Source organism: Fontisubflavum oceani, assembly GCF_030407165.1.
Taxonomy (GTDB): domain Bacteria; phylum Pseudomonadota; class Alphaproteobacteria; order Rhodobacterales; family Rhodobacteraceae; genus Rhodophyticola; species Rhodophyticola oceani.
Genome location: NZ_CP129111.1, coordinates 270,893 through 294,430, shown reverse-complemented (window position 1 = coordinate 294,430; position 23,538 = coordinate 270,893). Strand labels below are relative to the sequence as shown.

The window sequence follows — 23,538 nt, the reverse complement described above, 5'->3', positions numbered from 1 at the left end:
AAGCCACGGCGCGGCTGTCGCCCGGGTGGGTGCCGTCGAGCAGCTGGATGATCTTGGCGCGTCGCATCAGCCTCCCTAACCGCTGGCATGGAACACCTTGCCAAGCGCTGCGGGCGCGCTCATCGCGGCCCGGGTTTTGTCCGACGAGATAATGACCAGAACGATTATTGTCACGAGATAAGGCGACATATCGAGCAGCATGACGGGGATGTTGATCTCCGCCGCTTGGAGCCGCAATTGCAGGGCCGCGATGCCGCCGAAGAGATACGCCCCGATCAGCGCGCGCCAGGGCTTCCAAGACGCGAAGACGACAATGGCGAGCGCGATCCAGCCCGCGCCAGCGGTCATGCCCTCGGTCCAGGACGGCACGCGCACGAGCGACAAATAGGCCCCGCCAAGCCCCGCACAGGCGCCGCCAAAGAGGATCGCATAGATCCCGGATACGGATCACTTTATAGCCAAGCGCATGGGCCGCATCATGGCTTTCGCCCACGGCCCGCAAGATCAGGCCCATCCGGGTGTGACGCAGCACGTACCAAACGGCGGCGACCAGAAGGACTGAGAAATAGATGATCAGATCATGGCCAAAGAGGATCGGCCCGGCGACGGGAATATCCCGCAGCGCTTGCGGGAAGAGATCAGCCGTCAGCGGCGGGTTGATGCCCGAATACTCCTCACCCATCAGCGACGAGAGGCCAAGGCCGAAGAGCGTCAGCGCCAGGCCAGTGGCGACCTGATTGGACAAAAGATACTGCGTCAGGAAGGCGAAGATCAGCGACAGGATCGCCCCGCCGATCGCGCCCGCGATAAAGCCAAGCCAGGGCGAACCGGTATTGACCGCGATGATGAAGCCCGAGATCGCGCCGACAATCATCATCCCCTCAACGCCAAGGTTCAGCACACCGGATTTTTCGACCACAAGCTCACCAATCGCAGCAAGCAGGATCGGGGTCGAAGCGCCGATCAACGCCACGATCAGGGTAACTGGATCGATGCCCATCATGCGCCTACCTCCGCCCGTTTCATCCGGACCCGGTAGTTCGACAACACGTCGAGCGCGAGCAGGAAGAAGAGCAACATGCCCTGGAATGCCTGGATCGCAGAGGCGGGCAGGCCGAGCATCAACTGCGCCAACTCCCCGCCGATATAGGTCAGCGCCATGAGCAGCCCGGCCAGCAGGATGCCCACCGGGTGCAACCGGCCCAAAAACGCGACGATGATTGCCGTGAACCCATAGCCGACGTTGAAATCAATGCTGATCTGTCCCGCCGGGCCCGCCACTTCGAACAGACCCGCCATGCCCGCCAGCGCGCCGGAGACACCCAGGCAGAGGATAATCAGCCGAGTCGGGTTCACGCCCGCGAATTTCGCGGCGCGCGGCGCCTGGCCCGCCAGTTTGATCTGATAGCCGAGCACATGCCGGTTCAGGAGGATATAGGCAAAGATCACCGCGATGAAGGCCGCAACCACGCCCCAATGCATACCCGTTCCGGCAATCAGTTCCGGGTTGTCCGTCCCCGGATGTTGGCTGAGGTTCCGGCTTCCCGGAAATCCGCGCCCCTCTGGGTTGCGCAGGAAGCTGGTAGCAGCCGAGGCCAAGATCGCCTCGGCCACATAGACCAGAAGCAGCGACACGAGGATTTCATTGGTGCGAAACCGTGTCCGCAACACCGCGGGGATCATCGCCCAAGCCCATCCGCCAAGCGCACCTGCGATCACCATGCCGGGCAGGATCAGCGCGTTTTCGGAAGGATAGAAGGCCAGCCCGAACCCTGCGCCGCAGATCGCGCCGATGATATATTGCCCCTCGGCCCCGATGTTCCAAATCCCGGCGCGGAACCCGAGGCTCAGCCCAATCGCGATGAGGATCAGCGGCCCGGCTTTCACCAAGAGTTGCGGGCGCGAGAAACTCGCGAAGCGTTCGTCAAACAAAGGGTCCCAGAAGATGATCCGGATCGCCTCCACCGGGTCTTGGCCCAAGAGCGCAAACATGATCCCGCCTGCGATCATTGTTAGGATAACGGCCACGATGGGCGTCGCGATAATCCAGGCGCGCGACGGCGTCGGGCGTTTTTCAAGCCGGACCATGGGCCACCTCCGCCTCATGCATGTCATGCGCGCCGCCAAGCATAAGCCCGATCTCCTCCATCGAGAGAGCGCGCGCGGGCCGCGGCGCCGAGAGCCGCCCCTCGTTCAAGGCGCAGAACCGATCCGAGATTTCCAAAAGCTCATCCAGATCCTGGCTGATGCAGATCACCGCCGCGCCACCTTTGGCGAGGTTCAAAATCGCCTGGCGAATATCGGCTGCTGCGCTGGCATCGACGCCCCAGGTCGGTTGGTTGACCACCAAGACGCGCGGGGCCTGCAATATCTCTCGTCCGATCACGAATTTCTGGAGGTTCCCGCCCGAAAGCGCGCGCGCCGCGACATGGGTGCCGGGTGTGCGCACGTCGAACTTGGCCACGACCTGCTCGGCAAACCCAGTGGCCCCGGCCCAATCGAGAAACCCGTTCCGGTCCAAACCTTGGCGCAACCGCGCGGTCAAAATGGCGTTTTCGGTCAGGCTCATATCGGGCGCGGCGGCGTGGCCCAAACGCTCTTCGGGGGCGCAGAGCAAGCCCAGCTTCCGTCGCTCATTCGGGCCAAGCGTGCCGACCGATGCGCCTTCGAGCGTGATTGCGTTGGGTGTGACACGCGCTTCGCCGGAGAGCGCGGCCAAAAGTTCATCCTGACCATTTCCCGCAACGCCGCCAATGCCCAACACCTCGCCCGCGCGCAGTTCCAGCCCGATATGGCGGAGCGGCGTGCCAAAGGGTGTGGCGGGGTCGAGCGACAGGCCCGTAACCTTCAACAACACCTCGCCCGGCTCCGCCGCCGCGCGCGCCGGCGCGGCCAGCGATTTGCCAACCATCAACTCGGCCATATGCGCCGCCGATACCTCGCTTGGCGTGCATTCGGCCACGACCTTGCCGAGGCGGAGCACCGTCGCCGCGTCACAAAGCGCGCGGATTTCCTCAAGCTTATGAGAAATATAGAGAATGGCCGTTCCCTCGGCGCTGAGCTTTCGCAACGTGTGGAACAGAATTTCCACCTCCTGCGGTGTCAAAACGCTGGTCGGTTCATCCATGATCAAGAGTTTCGGGTCTTGCAAAAGACAGCGGATGATCTCCACCCGCTGCCGTTCACCGGCGCTCAGATCACCGACCAAGCGGTCGGGGTCGAGTGGCAGGCCATAGGTCTCGCTAACCTCGCGGATTTGCGCCGCCAGATCGCGCGGTTTTGGCGGGTTCTCCATGCCAAGCGCGATGTTTTCGGCCACGTTCAAGGCCTCAAACAGGCTGAAATGCTGAAACACCATCGCGACGCCGGCACCGCGCGCCGCCCGGGGTTCGGCGGGCGTATAAGCCGCACCTTCCAACATCATCGTGCCGGCATCGGGCCGGACCAGCCCATAGATCATCTTCACGAGCGTGGATTTTCCCGCGCCGTTTTCGCCCAGAAGGGCGTGAACCTCGCCCGGCTGAATCTGGAAAGAGACCGCATCATTGGCGACGACCCCTGGATAGGCCTTGGTCAGCCCATCGATGGTCAATAGCGCCGTCACGCGCGCTGTCCTGTCCGCAAATGCGTCGGTGCTGAGTCTTTAAGCATCTGCCCATTTAGTAGCTCTGCGGCCACCCCTACGGCAATGGCTTGCGGGTGTTTGCCTAGGTTTGGGTCGCCAATTGGGCAGGCGATGCGCGAAATTTGAGCATCGCTGTGACCCAAATCGCTAAGTCTAGAGCGAAACCGGGCCTTCTTGGTCGCACTGCCAATCAATCCGCAACTTTGGAAGGGTTGGCTCAGCACGGCATGGCAGAGCGCGAAATCCATCTCATGGGCATAGGTCATGATCAGATGATGCGCCTCAGCCGGGGCGTGTCGCACGACCAGTTCCGGCTTGGCGGCGGGCAGGGCGGTCACGCCATCCGGCAGCGGGTCGGGGAAACGTTCCGGGCCGGTATCGACCCAGGTGAGCGCAATATCCGGGAGCGGCGCCATGATATTGGCCAGGGCACGCCCCACATGCCCCGCGCCGTAGAGCCAGAGTGATTGCTGTGGCTGGGCCAGGGGTTCGATGAACCAATCCGCGATATGACGCGGCGCTTCGACCCCGGAGGCGATGGCGCGATCCACGGCTTCGGGGCGGCCAAGATGGGCCATGACCGGCTGCGCATGCGGGAAGTCTTGCGGCAGTTGATCGGGCAGGAAACGCTCGAAAGACAGCGTCACCGCGCCGCCGCAGCATTGGCCAAGTGCGGGGCCAAGCGCGAAGGTTTTGGCGGAATGAGGGATCTCGCGGTCAAGATTTTTGCGCGCCATGGCGGCGGCATCATATTCCAACCGCCCGCCGCCGATGGTGCCCGATTGCCCGCCGGGCCAGACCAGCATCGCGGTGCCCACGTCGCGCGGCGTCGACCCCTTTATGTCGACGATCACAACACGGCACACCGGCCCATGCGCCGCAACGGCGCGTTCCAGACCGGCCAGATCAAAGCTCATGCCCGCGCCCTTCCGACAGCGCGGAGCACCTCTTCCGCCGTCGCGGGGGCTTGCAGATCAGGGTAGTTCGGTCCGCTGGCCGCGCAGGCATTACCCAAGGCTGAGAACACACTGATCCCCAACATAAACGGTGGCTCGCCCACGGCTTTGGAGCGGTAAATCGTCTCCTCCCGGTTCGGTTGACCCCAAAGCGCGACGTTGAAAATGTCGGGCCGGTCGGAACAGGCCGGGATTTTGTAGGTCGATGGCGCATGAGTTTTGAGCGCGCCTTTCGCATCCCAAACCAGCTCCTCGGTGGTCAGCCAACCCGCGCCCTGCACAAAGCCACCCTCGATCTGGCCGATATCGAGCGCGGGATTCAGCGACGCGCCCGCATCATGCAGAATGTCGGTCCGCAAAATCCGGTTCTCTCCGGTCAGCGTATCAATCACCACTTCGGAACAGGCCACACCGTAGGCGAAATAGAAGAAGGGCCGACCTGTGCCCGCGATCCGGTCCCAGGCGAGTTTGGGGGTCTTGTAGAACCCGGTGGCGCTCAAAGAGACCCGGGCGAGATAGGTTTTCGACACCGCTTCCTCAAACGGCATTTCGGCCCCATTCGCGCGGACCATTCCGTCTTCAAAGACAATCGCGCTGGACTCTGCCTGCAAATCTGGGGCCACCACCTCGGCGATCCGCGATTTGATCTCGTCGCAGGCGACCTGCACCGCCATGCCGTTCAAGTCACTGCCGGAGGAGGCCGCCGTCGCGCTGGTATTGGGCACTTTCCCGGTATCGGTCGCGGTGATTTTGACCCGATCGAGACCGACGCCAAACCGATCCGCCGCGACTTGCGCCACCTTTTGAAACAGGCCCTGACCCATCTCGGTCCCGCCATGGTTCATGTGGATCGAGCCATCTTGGTAGACATGCACCAAGGCCCCGGCTTGGTTCAGATGCGTGAGCGTGAAGGATATCCCGAATTTCACCGGTGTCAGCGCGATGCCCTTCTTCAAGATCGGCTCGCGCGCGTTCCAGTCCGCCACCGCCGTCCGCCGCGCAGCATAGTCGCAGCGGGTGGCCAGCGTCTCCGTCATCTCATGGAGAATGAAATCCTCGACCTCCATCCCGTAAGGCGTTGTGTTCTCCAGCGCCTGCGCGGCATCTGGCGAATGCGCACCCCCAAACCGCCCTGCGCGCCCGGCGCTTGGGGCCACTTTGACCGATCCTTGCCCAGTGAGATCGGATGTATCGAGTGTTTTGCCCTTCTGCAGGCCCAAGATGGTGCCATCGGTGCCGGTTTCGGCTGCAGCCTCCCGGTAGTAATTGATTTGCCGCACGGCAAGCGGGTCATGCCCCAAATGCGCGGCGATATGATCAATGACGCGCTCGATCCCAACCATACCCTGCGGCCCGCCGAAGCCACGGAAGGCCGTCGCACTTTGCGTGTTGGTCTTCAACCGATGCGACGTGATCCGCGCGGTGGGCAGCAGATAGGCATTGTCGGCATGCAGCATCGCCCGATCCGCCACCGGCAGCGATAAATCCATCGCCCAACCGCAGCGGACATAATGGGTGAAATCCACCCCCGCGATCCGCCCATCATCGTCAAATCCAACCCGATAGGTCACCCGCACATCATGCCGTTTGCCGGTGATCAGGAAATCATCATCCCGGTCATAGCGCATCTTGCAGGGCCGCCCGGTTGCTTTCGCGGCCACGGCACAGGCCACCGCCAGATGATTGCCCTGGCTCTCCTTCCCGCCGAAACCGCCCCCCATGCGGCGCACCTCAACGCGGACGCCATGCATTGGGATCGCCAATGCATCGGCGACCTTGTGTTGTATCTCGGTCGGGTGCTGGCTGGAGGAATGGACGACCATATCACCGCCTTCTTGCGGCAGGGCCAGCGCGGCCTGCCCCTCGAGATAGAAATGCTCCTGCGCTCCGATCTCGATCTGGCCGTCAAGCACATGGGCGGCCTCGGAAAGTGCTGCCTCCACATCCCCTTTGCGGTAAACGCGCGGCCCGTCTTCGAAAATCGACCCCGCCGCGAGCGCCTCATCCACAGTCAAGATCGCGGGCGCTTCGTCATAGGTGACCGAACCCAAGGCCGCCGCCTTTCGCGCGGCCAAATGGCTCTCGGCCACCACCAGGAACAGCGGCTGGCCAAGATAATGCACCGTTCCGTCGCTCAACAGTGGCTCGTCGTGAAGCGAGGGTGAGCAATCGGGGATTACGTCGAAATCCGCGCCCGACATTACCGCAACAACACCAGGGGCCGCGCGCACCGCATCAAGCTCCATCGCGGTGACGGTACCGGCGGCAATTCGGCTGATCCCAAAGGCCAGATGCAAACAGTCTGCGGGCGTGGGGATGTCATCGACATAGCGCGCGGCGCCGGTCACATGCAGGCGCGCTGCATCATGGGGCAGGGGTTTTGCAATGCTCATGCCGATACCCCCAACACATCCGCCGCCACGCCCCGATCCTCCTGGAAATAGCGCAGCAGCATGTTTTGAGCGGCCTCAAGCCTATACGCCGCCGAGGCGCGCATATCGCTCATCGGCGTGTAATCCTCGGCAAACTGGCCCATCGCGACCCGGATCGTCGCGTCGTCCCATGGCTGGCCTTCCAAGGCGGCTTCCACCCTGGCGGCGCGTTTCGGCGTGCCCGCCATGCCGCCGAAAGCGATCCGAGCCGAGGTCACAACACCATCTTCTACAAGAATATGGAAGCAGCCACACACCGCCGAGATATCCTGATCGAACCGTTTCGACAGTTTGTAGCAGCGCAAGCGATCCGCCTGCACGGGCAGCGAAATCGCCTCCACGAATTCGCCGGGCTGCCGATCTTGCTTGCCGTAATCGAGGAAGAAATCCTCCAAAGGCATGTCACGCCGCGCGTCTCCTTTGCGGAGATGCAGCCGGGCGCCGAGCGCGATCAATGCTGGCGGGCTGTCTCCAATCGGCGAGCCATTGGCGATGTTGCCGCCGACGGTTGCGGCGTTGCGGACCTGGACCGAACCATAGCGCCGGATCATCTCGGCAAAGCTCGGATGCGGGTCCGCCATGAATGCCCCAAGCTCGGTGAGGCTGGTCATTGCGCCGATCCGGATGGTCTCTCCATCCGATCTAATCCCGCGCAAATCATCGCATTGGCCCAAAAACGCAACCGGGGTTAAATCGCGGAGCTGCTTCGTGACCCAAAGCCCGACATCGGTCGCGCCGGCGATCAAGGTCGCTTCGGGATGCGCGATGTACCAGTCCGCCAGATCATCGGCGGAGGTCGGGAGATAGGGCGCGTTTTGCCCGGCGGATACTGCGCCAACCCCATCCAGCCCCATCGCCTCCACGGCTTCGGCATCCGCCCACATCCATTCCGGCACCGGGTCATGCGCCGCAGCCTCCGCCGCCCGCACGATCGGTGCATAGCCGGTGCAGCGGCAGAGATTGCCCGCCAGTTGATCGTCGAAATCGAGCCGCCCGTTCAGATGCGCGACCGCCATCGAGACCACAAAGCCAGGCGTGCAAAACCCACACTGGCTGCCGTGATGGGTCACCATCGCCTGTTGTACCGGATGCAAATCGCCATCTGGCCCCGCGATCCCCTCGACCGTGCGCACGGCCTTGCCCGCCAGCTGCGGCAAGAACAAGATGCACGCGTTCAACGCCTTGGACCCGTCCGCATCGGTGACCATGACCGTGCAGGCCCCGCAATCGCCTTCGTTACAGCCCTCTTTCGTGCCGGTCAGCCCGCGACGCTCGCGCAGCCAATCCAGCAGCGTGGTGGTCGCCGACGTGTCAACCACCACAGGTTCCCCATTCAAAAGAAACCGGATGCTCATGAAATATGCCCGCCGCGTTACCCTATACGGGTGGTCATCCGGCCTTCGATGCGGCGTAGAAGGCGGCCCGTTTCCCTGTCGACCGCGGGCCAGAAAAGCCGGAAATCGCCCGTTTTGCAAGCTTTGCGTGTGTCTTGGGCGTTAAGAGTGGCGGCATCTGCCTACAATTTGGGCGCGTTGATTGGTGCCGGTGCCCCTCGGTCTGGGTGCTGTCATACATGGAACAATGGCGCGCCTCGATTGGCGGCCTTGGTCCCTGTATGCGGAGATGCGCGATCATGGCAGGCCCAACATGTTATCCCCAAGATCGGGTGGTCATCGCGGTGGCGCACCCCATCATCCTGCGGTAGCCTCGCCGTCATGACCGAGCAGCCCCGATTCATCCATCTCCGCCTTCACACCGAATATTCGCTTCTTGAAGGGGCGATGCGGGTCAAGAAATTGCCGGGAATGGCGGCGGGCGCCGGGATGCCCGCGGTTGCCGTGACCGACACGAACAACATGTTTTGCGCCCTGGAGTTTTCCGAGACCGCAGCCAAGGCGGGCATTCAGCCGATCATCGGCTGCCAGGTCGATCTGCTCTATGACGAAGTGGCGCAAGGTGAACGGGCGCGAGACCCTGCGGCTTTGGTTCTGCTGGCGCAGAATGCCGCCGGGTATGAGAACCTGATGAAGCTCAACTCCTGCCTCTATTTGCGCGGGGATGGGAGCCTGCCGCATGTGACTTTGGCCGAGCTCGAAGCCCACGCCGGCGGTTTGATCTGTCTGACCGGCGGGCCGGATGGGCCGCTTGGCCGTCTGATGCAGGATAATCAGCGCGCGAAGGCCGAGGCGCTTCTGTCCCGGCTGACCGCTGCCTATGCGGACCGGCTCTATATCGAGTTGCAGCGCCATCCGCGTGACGATGCCAGCGCCCCTGAGGCCGAGCGACTGACTGAAGAATGGTTCGTCGAAACCGCCTATGCGCAGGGGCTGCCGCTGGTGGCCACCAATGATGCCTATTTCCCGAAACCCGATATGTACGAGGCGCATGATGCGCTGATCTGCATCGCGCAAGGCGCTTATGTCGACCAACAAGAGCCTCGCCGCCGCCTGACGCCGCAGCACTACTTCAAGACGCCGGAAGAGATGGCGGTGCTGTTTGCCGATCTGCCAGAGGCGCTTGAAAACACGGTCGAGATCGCACGCCGGTGCGCCTTTCGGGCGCGAACGCATGATCCGATCTTGCCGCGTTTTGCCGAGAACGAAGTGGACGAACTGCGCCGTCAGTCCCATGAAGGACTGAAAGCCCGGCTTTCGGTGATCGAACCCGCCGCCTCTGTCGAGGCGTATGAGAAACGCCTCGATTTCGAGCTTGGGATCATCGAGGGGATGGGCTTCCCCGGTTACTTCCTGATCGTGGCCGATTTCATCAAATGGGCGAAGGATCATGACATCCCTGTCGGGCCGGGGCGCGGCTCGGGTGCGGGCAGTCTGGTGGCCTATGCGCTGACCATCACCGATCTGGACCCGCTGCGGTACTCTTTGCTGTTTGAACGGTTCCTGAACCCCGAACGGGTCTCGATGCCCGATTTCGACATCGATTTTTGCATGGATCGGCGCGAAGAAGTCATCCGCTACGTCCAGGAGAAATACGGGCGCGACAAGGTTGGGCAAATCATCACTTTTGGCGCATTGCTCAGTAAGGCCGCCGTCCGCGATGTGGGCCGCGTCCTGCAGATGCCGTTTGGCCAGGTTGATCGTCTGTCGAAAATGATCCCGGTTGAGGGCGTGAAACCCGTCTCGATCGAGAAGGCGCTGGCCGATGAGCCACGCCTGCGCGAAATGGCGAAAGAAGAGGAGGTGGTTGATCGGCTTCTGACTTATGGCCAGCAGGTCGAAGGGCTGCTCCGCAACGCCTCTACCCACGCCGCCGGGGTGGTGATCGGCGACCGTCCGCTCGACGAGCTGGTCCCGCTTTATCAGGACCCTCGGTCCGATATGCCCGCGACGCAATTCAACATGAAATGGGTCGAGCCAGCGGGGCTGGTGAAGTTCGACTTCCTCGGTCTGAAAACCCTGACGGTGGTGCAGAATGCCGTCGATCTTCTAGAAGAACGTGGGATCGAGATCGATCCGGGGATGATCCCCCTCGATGACGAGAAAACCTACAAGCTCTACGCCTCCGCCAAAACGGTTGCGGTGTTTCAGGTGGAAAGCTCGGGCATGATGGATGCGCTGCGGCGGATGAAGCCGGATTGCATCGAAGACATCATCGCCCTTGTGGCGCTCTATCGTCCGGGCCCGATGGAGAACATCCCGAAATTCTGCGAGGTAAAAAACAACCTTTCTGACCGCGAATTGTTGCACCCGACGATTGATCACATCTTGGACGAAACCCAAGGCATCATCGTCTATCAGGAACAGGTGATGCAGATTGCCCAAGAGATGGCGGGCTACTCGCTTGGCGGCGCCGATTTGCTGCGCCGTGCCATGGGCAAGAAGATCCAAGAAGCGATGGATGCCGAACGCCCGAAATTCCTGAAAGGCGCGGCAGAAAACGGGGTGGATAAAGCCAAGGCCACCGAAGTTTGGAACCTGCTCGATAAGTTCGCCAATTACGGCTTCAACAAATCCCACGCCGCCGCCTATGCGGTTGTGAGTTACCAAACCGCCTGGTTGAAGGCCAACTACCCCGTCGAGTTCATGGCCGCCGTGATGAATTGCGACATCCACCTGACTGATAAATTAGGCGTTTACAAACAAGAGGTTGACCGGCTTGAGATCGAAACGATCCCGCCCTGCGTGAACCGCTCGTCGGCGAGCTTTACGGTAAAAGACGGCAAGGTCGTCTATGCCCTCGGCGGGCTCAAGAATGTCGGTGTAGAAGCGATGAAACTGATCGAAGAAGCGCGGGGCGAGACGCCTTTCGCAACCCTCTTCGACCTGGCCCGCCGCGCCGACCTCAAACGTATCGGCAAGCGTTCGTTGGAAATGCTCGCCCGCGCGGGCGCTTTTGACGAGTTGGACCGCAACCGCGCCCGGGTGTTCGAAAGCCTCGACGCGCTCACGGCCTATTCCGCGGCGATCCACGATCAACGCGCCTCCGATCAGGTGTCGCTTTTTGGTGAGGCCGGCGATGACCTGCCAGAACCCCGCTTGCCGACGCGCGACGACTGGCTGCCCAATGAACGGCTTGCCAATGAACATATGGCGATCGGATTCTACCTCTCTGGCCATCCACTTGACGACTACATGCCGTCCCTGAAGCGCAAAGGTTGTCTGACACTCGCCGAGGTCGAGAACCGGGTTCAGGGCGGGGCTTTCGTCGCGAAAATGGCCGGCGCGGTCTCCGGTCGTCAGGAGCGGAAAAGCCAGCGCGGCAACCGGTTTGCCTTCGTGCAGCTCTCCGATCCCACCGGCCTTTATGAGGTCACCATGTTCAGCGACGTGCTGGAGACCGCCCGCGAGCATCTCGACACCGGGGCCAATGTCGTCTTGCAGGTCGAAGCGACGCAGGAGGGCGACAGCCTCAAGCTCCTTGCCCGCGGTGTTCAACCGGTGGACGACAATATCGCCGGGGATATCGGCGCGGGCCTGCGTATCTTCGTGGAAGAGCCCGAGGCGATCCCGAGCGTCGCGGGTCTTCTGGAGCGCGCCAAAGGCGAAGGTAGACTCAAGGGGCGCGGCCCAGTGCATCTCTGCCTGATGGACCCCGATCTGCCGGGCGAAGTTGATGTGCTTCTGGGCGAGGATTTCCCAGTAAACCCTCAGATCAAAGGCGCGTTGAAAAGCCTCGGCGGTGTGATGATGGTGGAGGAAGTCTAGCGACCGGCGAAGACCTGCAGTCCAAGACCGGTCGTGCGCTTCCCCGTGCCCCCTTTTCGCGATGCGCCTCGCTGCCTAAACCCTGCGCGACCTCAGGGAGCGCCATATGACCGATACCGCCGCCTTCGACCCCGCCTGTTTCCAGCCCCTGGATAACACGCGGCTTTTCCCTGAGCGTACCGATGCGCCGCCAAAAATCCTGTTGCTCTATGGCTCGCTGCGAGACCGCTCTTACAGCCGTTTGATGTCGGAGGAAGCGGCGCGCGTTCTGGATCGTTTTGGTGCCGAGACCAGAACCTTCGACCCAACCGGCCTGCCACTCCCGGATGCAGCCGAACCGGATCACCCGAAGGTGCAAGAACTGCGTGACCTCGTGACTTGGAGCGACGGGATGGTTTGGTGCTCACCCGAACGTCACGGGGCAATGTCGGGTATCATGAAAGCGCAGATCGATTGGATACCGCTGTCGATGGGCGGCGTCCGCCCGACGCAAGGGAAGACTTTGGCGGTCATGCAGGTCTGCGGCGGCTCGCAAAGCTTCAACGCGGTCAACCAACTCCGCATTCTCGGCCGTTGGATGCGGCTTCTGACGATTCCAAACCAATCCTCGGTTGCCAAAGCCTGGCAGGAGTTTGATGAGGCGGGTCGGATGCGCCCTTCGCCCTATTACAACCGCATGGTCGACGTGATGGAGGAGTTGGTGAAATTCACCTGGCTGACCCGCGACAATCGCGGCTACCTGCTTGATCGGTATAGTGAGCGAAAAGAGAGCCGGGCCGAGCTGTCCAAACGGGTGAACGCGCCACAGGCAATTGGCGAATAGCTTCGCGCCCTTACCAGTGCGGCGGCTTTTGATCGGCGAGCGGCACCGTTCCGCCGCCGTCGACCTCGCGCTCCGCCTCGCGCATCATCAGCATCTCCACTCGCCGGGTCAGCGTGGCGATTTCCGCGTCTTGCCTTGCGACGACCTCTGAGAGATCCTCCACCGTCCGCACCAGATGGGCGATCTGCTCCTCCAATTCCGCTTGGCTTGTCATATCAGACCCTCGTACCCCATCCGCTTTTCATACATACCGGTTCCATACCGGAACCATACCATTTCCATACGGTCCGTTTCACCGCAACCTTGCCCCGACCGGCCCCCTCGGCTACACGTCCCGCGACCCTCAAATCCGGACGTGACCACCCATGGCCAAAGTGAAAAAACAACCCCGCCCCAAGGCCGAAACGCCGAAAGGGTTCCGGGACTATTTCGGCGCGGAAGTGACCGAACGCAACGAGATGTTGCGGGTGATCGCCGAGGTCTACAACCGCTATGGCTTCGACCCGCTGGAAACCTCCGCGGTGGAAACGGTCGAGGCGTTGGGCAAGTTCCTGCCCGATGTAGATCGTCCGAACGCGGGCGTCTTTGCCTGGCAAGAGGAAGAGGGCGACTGGCTGGCGCTGCGTTATGATATGACGGCGCCCCTGGCCCGTGTCGCCGCCCAGTTCCGCAACGACCTGCCCAACCCCTATCGCCGCTTCACCATGGGGCCCGTCTGGCGCAATGAGAAGCCGGGGCCGGGGCGGTTTCGGCAGTTTTATCAATGTGATGCAGATACAGTTGGCTCTGCCTCGATGGCCGCAGATGCCGAGATTTGTGCGATGCTGGCCGATACGCTGGAGGCGGTTGGCATCCCGCGTGGCGACTACATCGTGCGGGTGAACAACCGCAAAGTTTTGAACGGCGTGATGGGGGTCGCGGGCCTTTCCGGCGATGACAAAGAGGCCGAGCGCGGCATTGTCTTGCGCGCCATCGACAAGCTGGATCGGCTTGGCGAGATCGGCGTTCGCGCCCTGCTTGGCGAAGGTCGTGAGGATGAGTCCGGCGATTATACCAAAGGGGCGGGTTTGGCGCCGGACCAAGCCGAGATCATCATGGGGTTCATGGCCGCCAAGCGCGAAACGGGCTCCGCCACGGTCACGCGCCTGACCGAGCTGGTGCAAGGTTCCGAGATCGGCGCGCAGGGCGTGCAAGAGCTTGAAACCATTGCGGAACTCTTGGCCGCGCAAGGCTATGGCCCGGATCGAATTGAGATCGACCCGAGTGTCGTGCGCGGCCTCGGCTATTACACAGGGCCGGTTTATGAGGCGGAACTGACCTTCGAAATCAAAGACGAAAAGGGCCGCCCTCGACAGTTCGGGTCGGTTGCCGGCGGCGGCCGCTATGACGACCTGGTGAAACGCTTCACGGGCCAGGAGGTTCCGGCGACCGGAATCTCTATCGGGGTCGACCGTTTGCTTGCCGCATTGCGCGCCAAGGGCCGGATCGGCGGCGCAGCGCAAGGCCCGGTGATCGTGACGGTGATGGATCGCGATCGGATGGGCGATTATCAGTCGATGGTCGCAACCTTGCGCCAAGCCGGTATCCGGGCCGAGGTTTATTTGGGCAATCCGAAGAATTTCGGTAACCAGTTGAAATATGCCGATAAACGCGAAAGCCCGGTGGCGATTATCCAGGGCTCCGACGAAGCCGCGCGGGGCGTCGTGCAGATCAAAGATCTAGTTCTGGGCGCGCAGATTGCCCAAGATGCGACGCTGGAAGAATGGAAGTCCCAACCCGCGCAACGCGAAGTGCCGCTGGCCGATTTGGTCGCCGAAGTCCGCAGCATTCTGGACCGTCAGGCGTGAGCGACAAAGCGGCGATCCGGGCCGAAGCCGCGCGGCTTCAGGCGTTTTTCCAGGCCTCGGGCGCGGTGCCGGTTGAGGCCGATCTGTTGCAACCCGCCGACACGCTTCTCGACCTTTATGGTGAGGACATCCGCGCGCGCGCTTACACCACCCATGACCCCGACCGGGGCGAGTTGATGTTGCGCCCGGATTTCACCGTACCGGTTGTGCAGAGGCATATGGAAGAGGGGGCGGAGCCCGCGCGCTACACCTATCTGGGCGAGGTGTTCCGTAAGCAACCCGCTGGCGCCAACCGGGCCAGCGAATATCTGCAAGTCGGGTACGAGATCTTTGATCGGAGCAATCCTGCAGGGTCCGATGCCGAGGTGTTTGCGCTCTTCTCCGAAGTGCTTTCGCCGCTTGGCCTGCGCCCTGTGACGGGCGATATCGGTATCCTCCTGGCGGCGGTCGATAGCCTTTCGACAACAGAGCGCCGCAAACGGGCGTTGCGCCGCCATATCTGGCGACCACGGCGGTTCCGGGTGCTTTTGGACCGATTCACGGGGCGGAAACCAGCGCCTGCGGGTCGGGCTGAGCTTCTGAAAGCGGCAGATAACGGTGTCGAAACCCTGATCGCGGCGGCAAGCCCCAATATAGGTTTGCGCAGCCCCGGCGAGATCGCGCGCCGAGTCGAACTGCTCCAAGAGGAGGCAATGGCGGAGCCGATTGGCTCGGCCGAGGCCGAGGTTTTGGATGTCATCCTCTCCCTGCGTGAGACGCTGACCAACGCCCATGAACATCTGCGCGACATCGCGGTCGATCTGCCAGGAATCAGTCATGCGGTGGCTCGGATGGCACGCCGGATGGAGGCGCTCGACACGGCCGGAATCGACGTGGCCGGGCTGGCGTTCGAGGCGAGCTATGGCCGCACGAATATGGAGTATTACGACGGGTTCGTCTTTGGCTTCTTGGCCGATGCCCGCCCTGATATGCCACCGGTTGCAACCGGTGGACGGTACGACGCGCTCTGCCATGTTTTGGGCGGCGGGCGCGATATTCCCGCCGTTGGCGGCGTGATCCGGCCCGAATTGGTGCAGCATTTGCACAGCCATTTGGCGGAGGGTACGCGATGAGCTTGAAACTCGCTGTCCCTTCGAAAGGTCGCCTGATGGAGAAGACCTTCGATTGGTTCGCGACCCGTGGCATCGTGATGCAACGGAGCGGGTCGGATCGGGAATATGCCGCGCGCGTGGACGGTGCGGATCTGCAATTGCTGCTGCTTAGCGCGTCGGAGATTCCACGCGAGTTGCAGGCGGGGCGGATTCATCTGGGCGTCACGGGCAGTGATTTGGTCCGCGAGCGTATCCCGCTTTGGGAGCAAGTCGTGGCCGAGCTGGCGCCGATGGGGTTCGGGTTTGCCGATCTGGTGATTGCCGTGCCGAAGCTTTGGGTTGATGTTGAAACACTTGATGATCTCGATGTAGTCGCTGCGGATTTCCGCGAGGCGCATGGGTTCCGGTTGCGCATTGCCACGAAATATCACCGCCTGGTGCGCGAGTTTCTGCAAGATTCGGGCGTGGCCGATTATCAATTGGTCGACAGCCAGGGCGCGACAGAAGGCACTGTAAAACACCAGACCGCCGAAGCGATTGCGGACATCACCTCCACCGGAGAGACCTTGCGGGCGAACCACTTGAAAATCCTGAGTGACGGATTGGTGCATCGCAGCCAGGCGACGCTGTTCAAATCCCGGGCAGCGCCTTGGGATGACGATATCCGCGCCGCATTGCACACGCTTCAGGACAAGCTCGAATTGCTCTGACCTGCTGCCTCGCCTAGGTTGGCGGAAGGGATCTTGCGCCGCATCGGTGCCGTCGGTCCAATTTGCCAGTTCAGGAGCTGTGAATGGCCGTTTTCCTTGCCGCGCTACCGCTGATGACCGTGTTGGTCGCGATGGTGGTGTTGCGTTGGTCGGCGGCGGTGGCAGGGGCGTTGGGCTTAACCCTGGCGTTGATCTTGGCGCTTGGCTGGATCGGACCGTTTGATTTGGCGGAGGTGGCGCCAGTGCCGCGTCTGCAGGCCGGGATGGGTGTCTTCGCAGAGGCGCATTCGACCATCGCCATTTTGTGGATCATCCTGCCGGCGCTGGCGCTTTATGAGTATCTCCAACGAACCGGTGCAGCGGAGCGCATCCGCAGCGCCCTCGCGGGTTTGACAGAAGACCGGCGATTGCAGGCGATCCTGATCGGTTGGTTTTTCGGATTGTTCATTGAAGGCGCGGCCGGGTTCGGTACGCCCGTGGCCTTGGCCGCGCCGCTTTTGGTCGGGCTCGGCTACGCGCCGGTGCGGGCCGTGTCTTTGGCACTTCTCGGGCACGCCGCGGGTGTGTCCTTTGGGGCTGTGGGTACGCCGACGCTGGCGCAATTGGAGGTGTCAGGGTTGGAGGCCAGCGCATTGGCGGGGCGTGTCGCGCTGCTCCATGCCGCGCTTGGTTGGATTCTGTTGCTGCTGATGGTTCGGTTGGCGGGGGAGGGGCCGCTGCGCCGCTCAGACCTCGCTTGGTCAGCGCTGGCCGCGCTCTGTTTTTTCGTCCCGTTCCTGGCGCTTGCCTCTCTGACCGGGCCGGAGGTACCCAGCCTTGGCGGCGCGCTCCTGGGGGGCTTCGTCTTTATCCTGCTCCTGCGTCGCCAAGGCCAGTCGCGACCATTCGAGGCGCGGGCCCTTCTGCCTGATCTGGCACCTTATCTGCTGATCGTCGGGTTGGTGTTGATCACGCGGTTGATCGCACCCGTCCAAGAGGCGTTGCGCGGGTTGGATCTGGCTTGGGTCCTGCATGGCAGTTTTTCGGGTAGTTTCCAGCCGCTCTATCATCCGGGGAGCCTGATGTGGCTGGGCCTGATCGTTGGCGCGCTTTTGACCGCGCGTATGACGAGCGTTGGTCCTTCGGTGCGTGCGGCCCTCCGCCGATTGGTGCCGGTCAGCGCCGCGCTTTTGGTGATGCTGTCACTCTCGCGGGTCTTGGTGCATTCCGGGATGATCGGGGCGCTGGCCGAGGCGGCGGCGGGCACGGGGGCCGTTTGGCCGATCCTCGCCCCGGCTGTTGGGGCCTTGGGCACCTTTATCACTGGGTCAGCCACGGCCTCCAACATCCTCTTTACCGAGCTGCAATTGGCGGCGGCGGAAAGCCTGTCTCTGCCCGCGATCACCATGGCGGCGGCACAGGGTTTCGGCTCGGCGATTGGCAACATCATTGCGCCGCATAACATCATCGCAGGGGCCGCGACCGTTGGTTTGATTGGCCGAGAGGGCGAGGTTCTGTCACGCACGCTTGGGGCGGCGGCGCTTTACATGCTCCTGGGTGGTCTGGCGGTCCTTGGGCTGACTTTGATGGCGTGAGCCTCAGCGCACCCCGATCTCGGCCAGCGCGGATTGCAGAGCGGGTGGCAGGCTGTCTTCATGGCTCCGCGCCGCGCTCAAGTCGCTTGGCGCGTCCGAACCTGGCAGATAGCGCCAGCCCTGAAACGCGCGTTTGGGGGTTGCCTCCACCCGCACAAGCATCGGATCGAGGACGATGCCACAGCGGGTGATCCCGTCGCCGCGATCGACTTCATCAAGCCGCAAAATGCGTTGCCGCGCGAGGATAACGCCTTTGATCACCCAATAGATCGACCCGCCATCCAGCAGCTCTTCCGCGCGTTTTGGCCACATCCGCGTGACATGGCGCGGCAATCCATCGGGGCCCTGCGCGCGGGGGCTCGCCTGCCAGGCGGCCAGGCCTTCGACATGCTCGGTGCCGACAGAAAGCTTGATGAGATTGAGATTCGCAGCCATAGCTATATATCTAGCGATCTACCGCAAAAGGCCACAAGGTTTGGTAGACTTATCCACAGAACGCTGCTAGTTTCGTAACCCCACCGCGCCCAGGGAGCTGCCGCCAATGTCCCGCTTTTCCGCCCCAATTGCTGAACAAATCTGGGATATGAAGTACCGGCTGAAAGAGGCCGATGGCACCCCCATTGATCAGACCGTCGAGGATACTTGGCGCCGCATCGCGCGGGATTTGGCCTCCGTCGAGGCCGATCCTGCGGTTTGGGAAGAGCGGTTCTATGCCGCGCTGGAAGATTTCAAATATCTCCCCGCAGGCCGGATCACGGCGGGCGCAGGGACGGGCCGGGCGGTGACACTCTTCAATTGCTTCGTCATGGGCACGATCCCTGACAGCATGGGGGGGATTTTCGACAACCTGAAAGAGGCCGCCTTGACCATGCAGCAAGGCGGCGGCATCGGGTATGACTTCTCCACAATCCGACCGAAAGGCGCGGATGTGAAAGGGGTCGCTGCCGATGCATCGGGCCCGCTCAGTTTCATGGATGTGTGGGACGCGATGTGCCGCACGATCATGTCGGCGGGCTCCCGGCGTGGCGCGATGATGGCGACGATGCGCTGCGATCATCCCGATATCGAGGATTTCATCACCGCGAAATCTGACCCGGCGCGGCTCCGGATGTTCAATGTGAGCGTGCTGGTGACAGACCCATTTATGGAGGCGGTCAAGGCCGACGCGTCCTGGGACTTGATCTTCGACGGCAAGGTTTACCACACGGTCGAGGCGCGTGATCTGTGGAACAAGATCATGCAGTCGACCTATGATTATGCCGAGCCGGGCGTGATCTTTATCGACCGGATCAACGCGGCCAACAACTTGAACTATGTCGAAAAAATCGCGGCAACCAACCCCTGCGGGGAGCAGCCTTTGCCCCCCTATGGTGCGTGCCTTTTAGGGTCTTTGAACCTTGCCCGCCTTGTGGCGAACCCGTTTGAGACGACGGCGCATCTGGACGAAGCGGCGCTGGATGATCTGGTGTGCGTGGCGATCCGGATGATGGACAATGTGGTCGATGCCAGCCGCTTCCCGCTCGAACAGCAAGCGCAGGAGGCGCAGGCCAAGCGCCGGATCGGGTTGGGCGTGACAGGCCTTGCCGATGCCCTGTTGATGTTGGGCTTGCGCTATGGCTCCGATGATGCCGCCGCGCAAACCGAAGCGTGGATGCAGCAGATCGCCCGCGCGGCCTATCTCGCCTCCGTCGATCTGGCGAAGGAGAAAGGCAGTTTCCCACTCTTTGACGCCGATGGCTTCCTGGCCTCCGGCAATATGAGGCATATGGACGAGGATGTGCGCGACGCGATCCGGCAGCATGGCATCCGCAACGCGCTTCTGACCTCCATCGCGCCGACCGGCACCATTTCGCTTTATGCTGGCAATGTGTCCTCCGGCATCGAACCGGTTTTTGCCTATAGCTACACCCGCAAAGTGCTGCAGCGCGATGGCTCGCGCACCGAAGAAGAGGTGGAGGATTACGCGGTCCAGCTTTGGCGCGAAAAATTCGGTGATATCGACCTGCCGGATCATTTCGTGAATGCGCAAACTTTGCCGCCGGGCGATCATGTGAAGATGCAGGCCGCAGCGCAGCGCTGGATCGACAGCTCGATTTCGAAGACGATCAACTGCCCCGAGGATATCAGCTTCGAGGATTTTAAAGACGTCTATATGCAAGCTTGGGACAGCGGTTGTAAGGGCTGCACCACCTACCGGCCCAATGATGTGACGGGGTCTGTTTTGAGTGTTGGCAGAGCAAACGCCCCACTGAATAACTTGCCGGAGATGGAGAGTTCTTCAGAACGTTTGGCTTGGGCGTTCGAGCGATCACCATATCAAACGAAGGCAGAGTTGGCGGAGGCAGCATCTGTCGATGCCACGTCGCTTGGTCGGTATCTGCAAGGAGGCGAGATATCGAAAGAGAGTGCCCGGAGGCTGTCTGAAGTCTTAAGTGTTCCAGCCGGTTGGTTGCTGTTTGGTGACTTGGGCGTAGATAGAGTGATTGCTGCGGATCATGATGCCCCGCCGTCCATTCCGCACGGCGATGTCGTTTACATCTCCGAACCGCTGGACCGCCCGCAATCGCTGGAAGGGCAGACCTACAAGCTGCGTTGGCCCGAAAGCAGCCATGCGATTTACATCACGATCAACGACATTGTGCAGAACGGCCACCGTCGCCCGTTCGAGGTCTTCATCAACTCCAAGAATATGGAGCATTTCGCTTGGACCGTGGCGCTGACCCGGATGATCTCGGCGGTGTTCCGGCGTGGCGGCGACATTTCTTTTGTCGTCGAAGAGTTGAAAGCGGTGTTCGACCCGCGCGGCGGCGCCTGGATGAACGGCAAATACGTGCCCTCTATACTGGCGGCGATTGGTGGCGTGATTGAGCGGCACTTGATTTCCATCGGGTTCATCGATGGCGAGGGGATGGGGCTGAAATCCGACCCTCAGGCTGAGGTGATGGAGGTCGGCTCCCGCCCACGCGGGCCGGTCTGTTCCTCATGTGGCAGCCATGAAATGCGGATGATCGAGGGCTGCCTGACTTGTGCAGATTGCGGATATTCTAAATGCGGCTAGCCGCGCCGCGGCGCTCGTGCTAATTTCGCCATAATTCTGAAATACGCCACAAAAAAACGATGGCGACAGATATGGGGCAGTTCGTATGATCCGAGGCATCCGCTTTGCGGGGTTTACCTTTATTGCTGTGCTTTTGGGACTCAGCCCGGCGCTTGCGCAGGGCCGAGAAACACTCGGCGTGGCGCGCGTTTTCAATAATGACTGGATTGGCGATGGCAGTGACCGTTGGCGCACCGGATCCTATTCATTTTCCTTCATTCGCGGGCCGGAATGGCAGGGCCAGCTGAGCCCGCGCTTGGGGGATGTCGTCGAGTATCGGTTCCGGGCTGAGATCGTGGCACCAAACAATCTGGGCAACCCAAGCCCGGCGGATCGGCTTTATGCAGGCATGCTAAGCGCAGGGGCGCATCTGCATTTCGATTGGTACGGATTTGATGTAGCCGCGGGTGCCGATATCGTCGTGATTGGGGAGCAAACCGGCCTACGTGGTGTGCAATCTTCGATCCATGATGTGCTCAGCTTGCCACAGCTGAATGTGGAGAGCTTCCAGATCGATAACGGCGTTTTTCTGCACGGGACGCTCGAGATCGCGCGCGATATTCACTTCACCGGCGGCGCGATCCGGCCCTTTGTTGAGTTGCAAGCGGGGGTCGAGAATATGGCGCGCGCAGGGGTCGATCTGACATTCGGCGGCTTTGGCGATGGTGGTCTTCGTGTGCGCGATGTTGTCTCAGGGCAGCGGATCAATGGCGTTAACACCTTGGATGATCAGGGTTTTTCCTATCTCGTCGGCGGTGACGTCGCCTTTGTCGATAGTTCCGAACTCCTGCCCGCCGACCGGGGATATGACGTGGAGGATCAGCGGTATCGCTTGCGCGCCGGGGTCAATTACGGGATTGGTGAGACAAATATCTTCTATGGCATGACATATCTGTCCGAAGAATTTGTTGGCCAGCCCGAGGGCCAAGTCATCGGATCGCTCACCGTCGGATGGGTGTTTTAGGCAAACCCGCTCTTCCCTCGGCGAATCGGTTCTGTTAGCATTTGCTCAGAACAGGCTGAAAAGGCCGAATAAAAACAAAAACGCATGAGGCGGGACAGATGGGCACGGGCTTTCGGGGCGCGTTCATGATTTCATGGGCGCAGACCTTGGTCGAAGGGTTCCCTGCGGATCAAACACACGAGCTGGCCGAGGGCATGAGTTGGTCTTGGAGCGGCAGAGCGTTGCCGCTTGAGGGGGACCGGGCGGCCCTTTTGCTGGGCGCAAGCCGCGACCATGACGAGCTGCGCAGGCGGGCAGGGCTCGTCGTGCGGAAGCTGCTGCAAACCGCACCACCGACCGAGGCCGAAGAAGCCGCAGAAGAGGCCGACCCGCTTTTTCGAGGGGCGTTTATCCTATCCGATGGGGCGCGGTTTTTTACGGTCGTTCCCGTGGTGCCGGCGGATGGACGTGTGCCCATTTTGCTATTTCCGGAGGATATGCCGCCAGCGAACCGCCAATTGACGATTGTCCAAGCCAGTCAGCGCATCTTGCCGCCGGTCTCGGATGTCAAACCCTCGGTGATTTGTTTCACCCCGGGCACGCGGCTTCAGACCGAAGACGGCGAGATGGCGATCGAAGATCTCGGACCTGGCGACAGAATTCTAACGCGCGATGACGGCCCGCAAGAGGTGATCTGGTCTGGTCACCGGCGGATGTCGGGCGCCCGGCTTTTTGCGATGCCGGATCAGCGTCCGATCCGTATGCGCGTGGGCGCACTTGGTATTGAGCGCCCGGATGAAGATTTGATCGTCTCGCCCGAGCACCGGGTTTTGGTCAAAGGCCCGGCCGCGATGGATCTCTGGGGCGAACCAGAGGTGCTGGTCCGTGCCGCCGATCTGGTGGGGGATCGGTTCATCACTGTGGATCATTCCTTGCGCGAAACCTTCTATGTGCATCTGATGCTCGACCGGCATCAGGTGATCTGGGCCAATGGGTTGGAGGTCGAGACCTTCCACCCGGGTTTCATGGGGTTGGATCATCTTGACCAACTACAGCGCGACAGCTTGTTGGAGATGCGGCCGGAACTATCTCAGGACCCGCATATCTATGGCCCCGCAGCGCGGCGTATGGTGAACCGGGCCGAAGCCGCGATTTTGATGCAGGCCAATACCGGCTTCGGCGCGCCATCTCGCCATTGACACCGCCGCTATTTGCGATAGAAGGCGCGTCATTCCCGCCAGGTGACTGGCGGGGTTTTCATTGGTGTTGGTGGCTCCC

The 23,538-nt window shown here is 61.7% G+C and carries 16 protein-coding genes and 1 pseudogene; 9 read left to right on the top strand and 8 right to left on the bottom strand.

Annotated features, from left to right (window positions below; all coding sequences use genetic code 11):
* Positions 1-75: 75 nt before the first annotated feature.
* The 6 genes and pseudogenes from QTA57_RS01500 to xdhA all read right to left on the bottom strand — a co-directional run bounded on the left by QTA57_RS01500 (position 76) and on the right by xdhA (position 8,368).
* Positions 76-1,000, bottom strand: a pseudogene (locus QTA57_RS01500) (ABC transporter permease).
* Positions 1,000-2,088, bottom strand: a complete 1,089-nt coding sequence (locus QTA57_RS01495; protein ID WP_290153267.1) for an ABC transporter permease — start codon at positions 2,086-2,088, stop codon at positions 1,000-1,002. The pseudogene QTA57_RS01500 and the gene QTA57_RS01495 overlap by 1 nt, the downstream one beginning before the upstream one ends.
* Positions 2,075-3,604 (bottom strand): ABC transporter ATP-binding protein, encoded by a 1,530-nt coding sequence (locus QTA57_RS01490; protein ID WP_290153266.1) that lies wholly within the window; start codon positions 3,602-3,604, stop codon positions 2,075-2,077. The genes QTA57_RS01495 and QTA57_RS01490 overlap by 14 nt, the downstream gene beginning before the upstream one ends.
* Positions 3,601-4,542 carry a xanthine dehydrogenase accessory protein XdhC gene (xdhC, locus tag QTA57_RS01485; protein ID WP_290153265.1) on the bottom strand — a complete coding sequence of 314 codons (942 nt, stop codon included), beginning with the start codon at positions 4,540-4,542 and terminating at the stop codon, positions 3,601-3,603. The genes QTA57_RS01490 and xdhC overlap by 4 nt, the downstream gene beginning before the upstream one ends.
* Positions 4,539-6,974, bottom strand: a complete 2,436-nt coding sequence (gene xdhB, locus QTA57_RS01480; protein WP_290153264.1) for a xanthine dehydrogenase molybdopterin binding subunit — start codon at positions 6,972-6,974, stop codon at positions 4,539-4,541. Before xdhB ends, xdhC begins: the two co-directional genes overlap by 4 nt.
* Positions 6,971-8,368 carry a xanthine dehydrogenase small subunit gene (gene xdhA / locus QTA57_RS01475; RefSeq protein WP_290153263.1) on the bottom strand — a complete coding sequence of 466 codons (1,398 nt, stop codon included), beginning with the start codon at positions 8,366-8,368 and terminating at the stop codon, positions 6,971-6,973. Before xdhA ends, xdhB begins: the two co-directional genes overlap by 4 nt.
* A 360-nt stretch (positions 8,369-8,728) precedes the next feature.
* On the opposite strand from xdhA, the gene dnaE reads away from it, so the two are divergent.
* Together dnaE and arsH are read left to right on the top strand one after the other, a co-directional pair.
* Positions 8,729-12,175 (top strand): DNA polymerase III subunit alpha, encoded by a 3,447-nt coding sequence (gene dnaE / locus QTA57_RS01470; RefSeq protein ID WP_290153262.1) that lies wholly within the window; start codon positions 8,729-8,731, stop codon positions 12,173-12,175.
* Positions 12,176-12,281: 106 nt separating this feature from the next.
* Positions 12,282-12,998: an arsenical resistance protein ArsH gene (gene arsH, locus QTA57_RS01465; RefSeq protein ID WP_290153261.1), complete on the top strand. Its 717-nt coding sequence runs from the start codon at positions 12,282-12,284 to the stop codon at positions 12,996-12,998.
* Positions 12,999-13,008: 10 nt separating this feature from the next.
* Here the strand turns inward: arsH and QTA57_RS01460 are convergent, their stop codons facing one another.
* Complete coding sequence (locus QTA57_RS01460) at positions 13,009-13,212, bottom strand: SlyX family protein (protein ID WP_290153260.1); 204 nt, start codon at positions 13,210-13,212, stop codon at positions 13,009-13,011.
* A gap of 151 nt (positions 13,213-13,363) precedes the next feature.
* Here QTA57_RS01460 and hisS point away from each other — a divergent pair, with 151 nt between their 5' ends.
* The 4 genes from hisS to QTA57_RS01440 all read left to right on the top strand — a co-directional run bounded on the left by hisS (position 13,364) and on the right by QTA57_RS01440 (position 18,220).
* On the top strand, positions 13,364-14,845 hold the full coding sequence (gene hisS / locus QTA57_RS01455) for a histidine--tRNA ligase (RefSeq protein WP_290153259.1): 1,482 nt from the start codon (positions 13,364-13,366) through the stop codon (positions 14,843-14,845).
* Complete coding sequence (locus tag QTA57_RS01450; protein ID WP_290153258.1) at positions 14,842-15,957, top strand: ATP phosphoribosyltransferase regulatory subunit; 1,116 nt, start codon at positions 14,842-14,844, stop codon at positions 15,955-15,957. The genes hisS and QTA57_RS01450 overlap by 4 nt, the downstream gene beginning before the upstream one ends.
* Positions 15,954-16,646, top strand: coding sequence for an ATP phosphoribosyltransferase (gene hisG, locus QTA57_RS01445; protein ID WP_290153257.1), 693 nt, complete (start codon positions 15,954-15,956; stop codon positions 16,644-16,646). The genes QTA57_RS01450 and hisG overlap by 4 nt, the downstream gene beginning before the upstream one ends.
* A gap of 83 nt (positions 16,647-16,729) precedes the next feature.
* Positions 16,730-18,220, top strand: coding sequence for an L-lactate permease (locus QTA57_RS01440; protein ID WP_290153256.1), 1,491 nt, complete (start codon positions 16,730-16,732; stop codon positions 18,218-18,220).
* A 3-nt stretch (positions 18,221-18,223) separates the two neighbouring features.
* Here the strand turns inward: QTA57_RS01440 and QTA57_RS01435 are convergent, their stop codons facing one another.
* Positions 18,224-18,655 (bottom strand): DUF1489 family protein, encoded by a 432-nt coding sequence (locus tag QTA57_RS01435; protein ID WP_290153255.1) that lies wholly within the window; start codon positions 18,653-18,655, stop codon positions 18,224-18,226.
* A gap of 106 nt (positions 18,656-18,761) precedes the next feature.
* Between QTA57_RS01435 and QTA57_RS01430 the strand changes: the two genes are divergently transcribed.
* The 3 genes from QTA57_RS01430 to QTA57_RS01420 all read left to right on the top strand — a co-directional run bounded on the left by QTA57_RS01430 (position 18,762) and on the right by QTA57_RS01420 (position 23,459).
* On the top strand, positions 18,762-21,278 hold the full coding sequence (locus QTA57_RS01430) for an adenosylcobalamin-dependent ribonucleoside-diphosphate reductase (RefSeq protein WP_290153254.1): 2,517 nt from the start codon (positions 18,762-18,764) through the stop codon (positions 21,276-21,278).
* An 85-nt stretch (positions 21,279-21,363) separates the two neighbouring features.
* Positions 21,364-22,281, top strand: coding sequence for a lipid A-modifier LpxR family protein (locus tag QTA57_RS01425; protein ID WP_290153253.1), 918 nt, complete (start codon positions 21,364-21,366; stop codon positions 22,279-22,281).
* A gap of 98 nt (positions 22,282-22,379) precedes the next feature.
* The gene (locus tag QTA57_RS01420; protein WP_290153252.1) at positions 22,380-23,459 is read left to right on the top strand and encodes a Hint domain-containing protein; all 1,080 of its coding nucleotides are present in this window, start codon (positions 22,380-22,382) and stop codon (positions 23,457-23,459) included.
* Positions 23,460-23,538 lie beyond the last annotated feature (79 nt).

Coding starts and splice junctions, on each gene's coding strand:
- arsH (WP_290153261.1), top strand. CDS start 12,282: ATGACCGATACCGCCGCCTTCGACCCCGCCTGTTTCCAGCCCCTGGAT.
- QTA57_RS01460 (WP_290153260.1), bottom strand. CDS start 13,212: ATGACAAGCCAAGCGGAATTGGAGGAGCAGATCGCCCATCTGGTGCGG.
- xdhB (WP_290153264.1), bottom strand. CDS start 6,974: ATGAGCATTGCAAAACCCCTGCCCCATGATGCAGCGCGCCTGCATGTG.
- hisS (WP_290153259.1), top strand. CDS start 13,364: ATGGCCAAAGTGAAAAAACAACCCCGCCCCAAGGCCGAAACGCCGAAA.
- xdhC (WP_290153265.1), bottom strand. CDS start 4,542: ATGAGCTTTGATCTGGCCGGTCTGGAACGCGCCGTTGCGGCGCATGGG.
- hisG (WP_290153257.1), top strand. CDS start 15,954: ATGAGCTTGAAACTCGCTGTCCCTTCGAAAGGTCGCCTGATGGAGAAG.
- QTA57_RS01495 (WP_290153267.1), bottom strand. CDS start 2,088: ATGGTCCGGCTTGAAAAACGCCCGACGCCGTCGCGCGCCTGGATTATC.
- QTA57_RS01420 (WP_290153252.1), top strand. CDS start 22,380: ATGGGCACGGGCTTTCGGGGCGCGTTCATGATTTCATGGGCGCAGACC.
- QTA57_RS01440 (WP_290153256.1), top strand. CDS start 16,730: ATGGCCGTTTTCCTTGCCGCGCTACCGCTGATGACCGTGTTGGTCGCG.
- QTA57_RS01435 (WP_290153255.1), bottom strand. CDS start 18,655: ATGGCTGCGAATCTCAATCTCATCAAGCTTTCTGTCGGCACCGAGCAT.
- xdhA (WP_290153263.1), bottom strand. CDS start 8,368: ATGAGCATCCGGTTTCTTTTGAATGGGGAACCTGTGGTGGTTGACACG.
- QTA57_RS01425 (WP_290153253.1), top strand. CDS start 21,364: ATGATCCGAGGCATCCGCTTTGCGGGGTTTACCTTTATTGCTGTGCTT.
- dnaE (WP_290153262.1), top strand. CDS start 8,729: ATGACCGAGCAGCCCCGATTCATCCATCTCCGCCTTCACACCGAATAT.
- QTA57_RS01430 (WP_290153254.1), top strand. CDS start 18,762: ATGTCCCGCTTTTCCGCCCCAATTGCTGAACAAATCTGGGATATGAAG.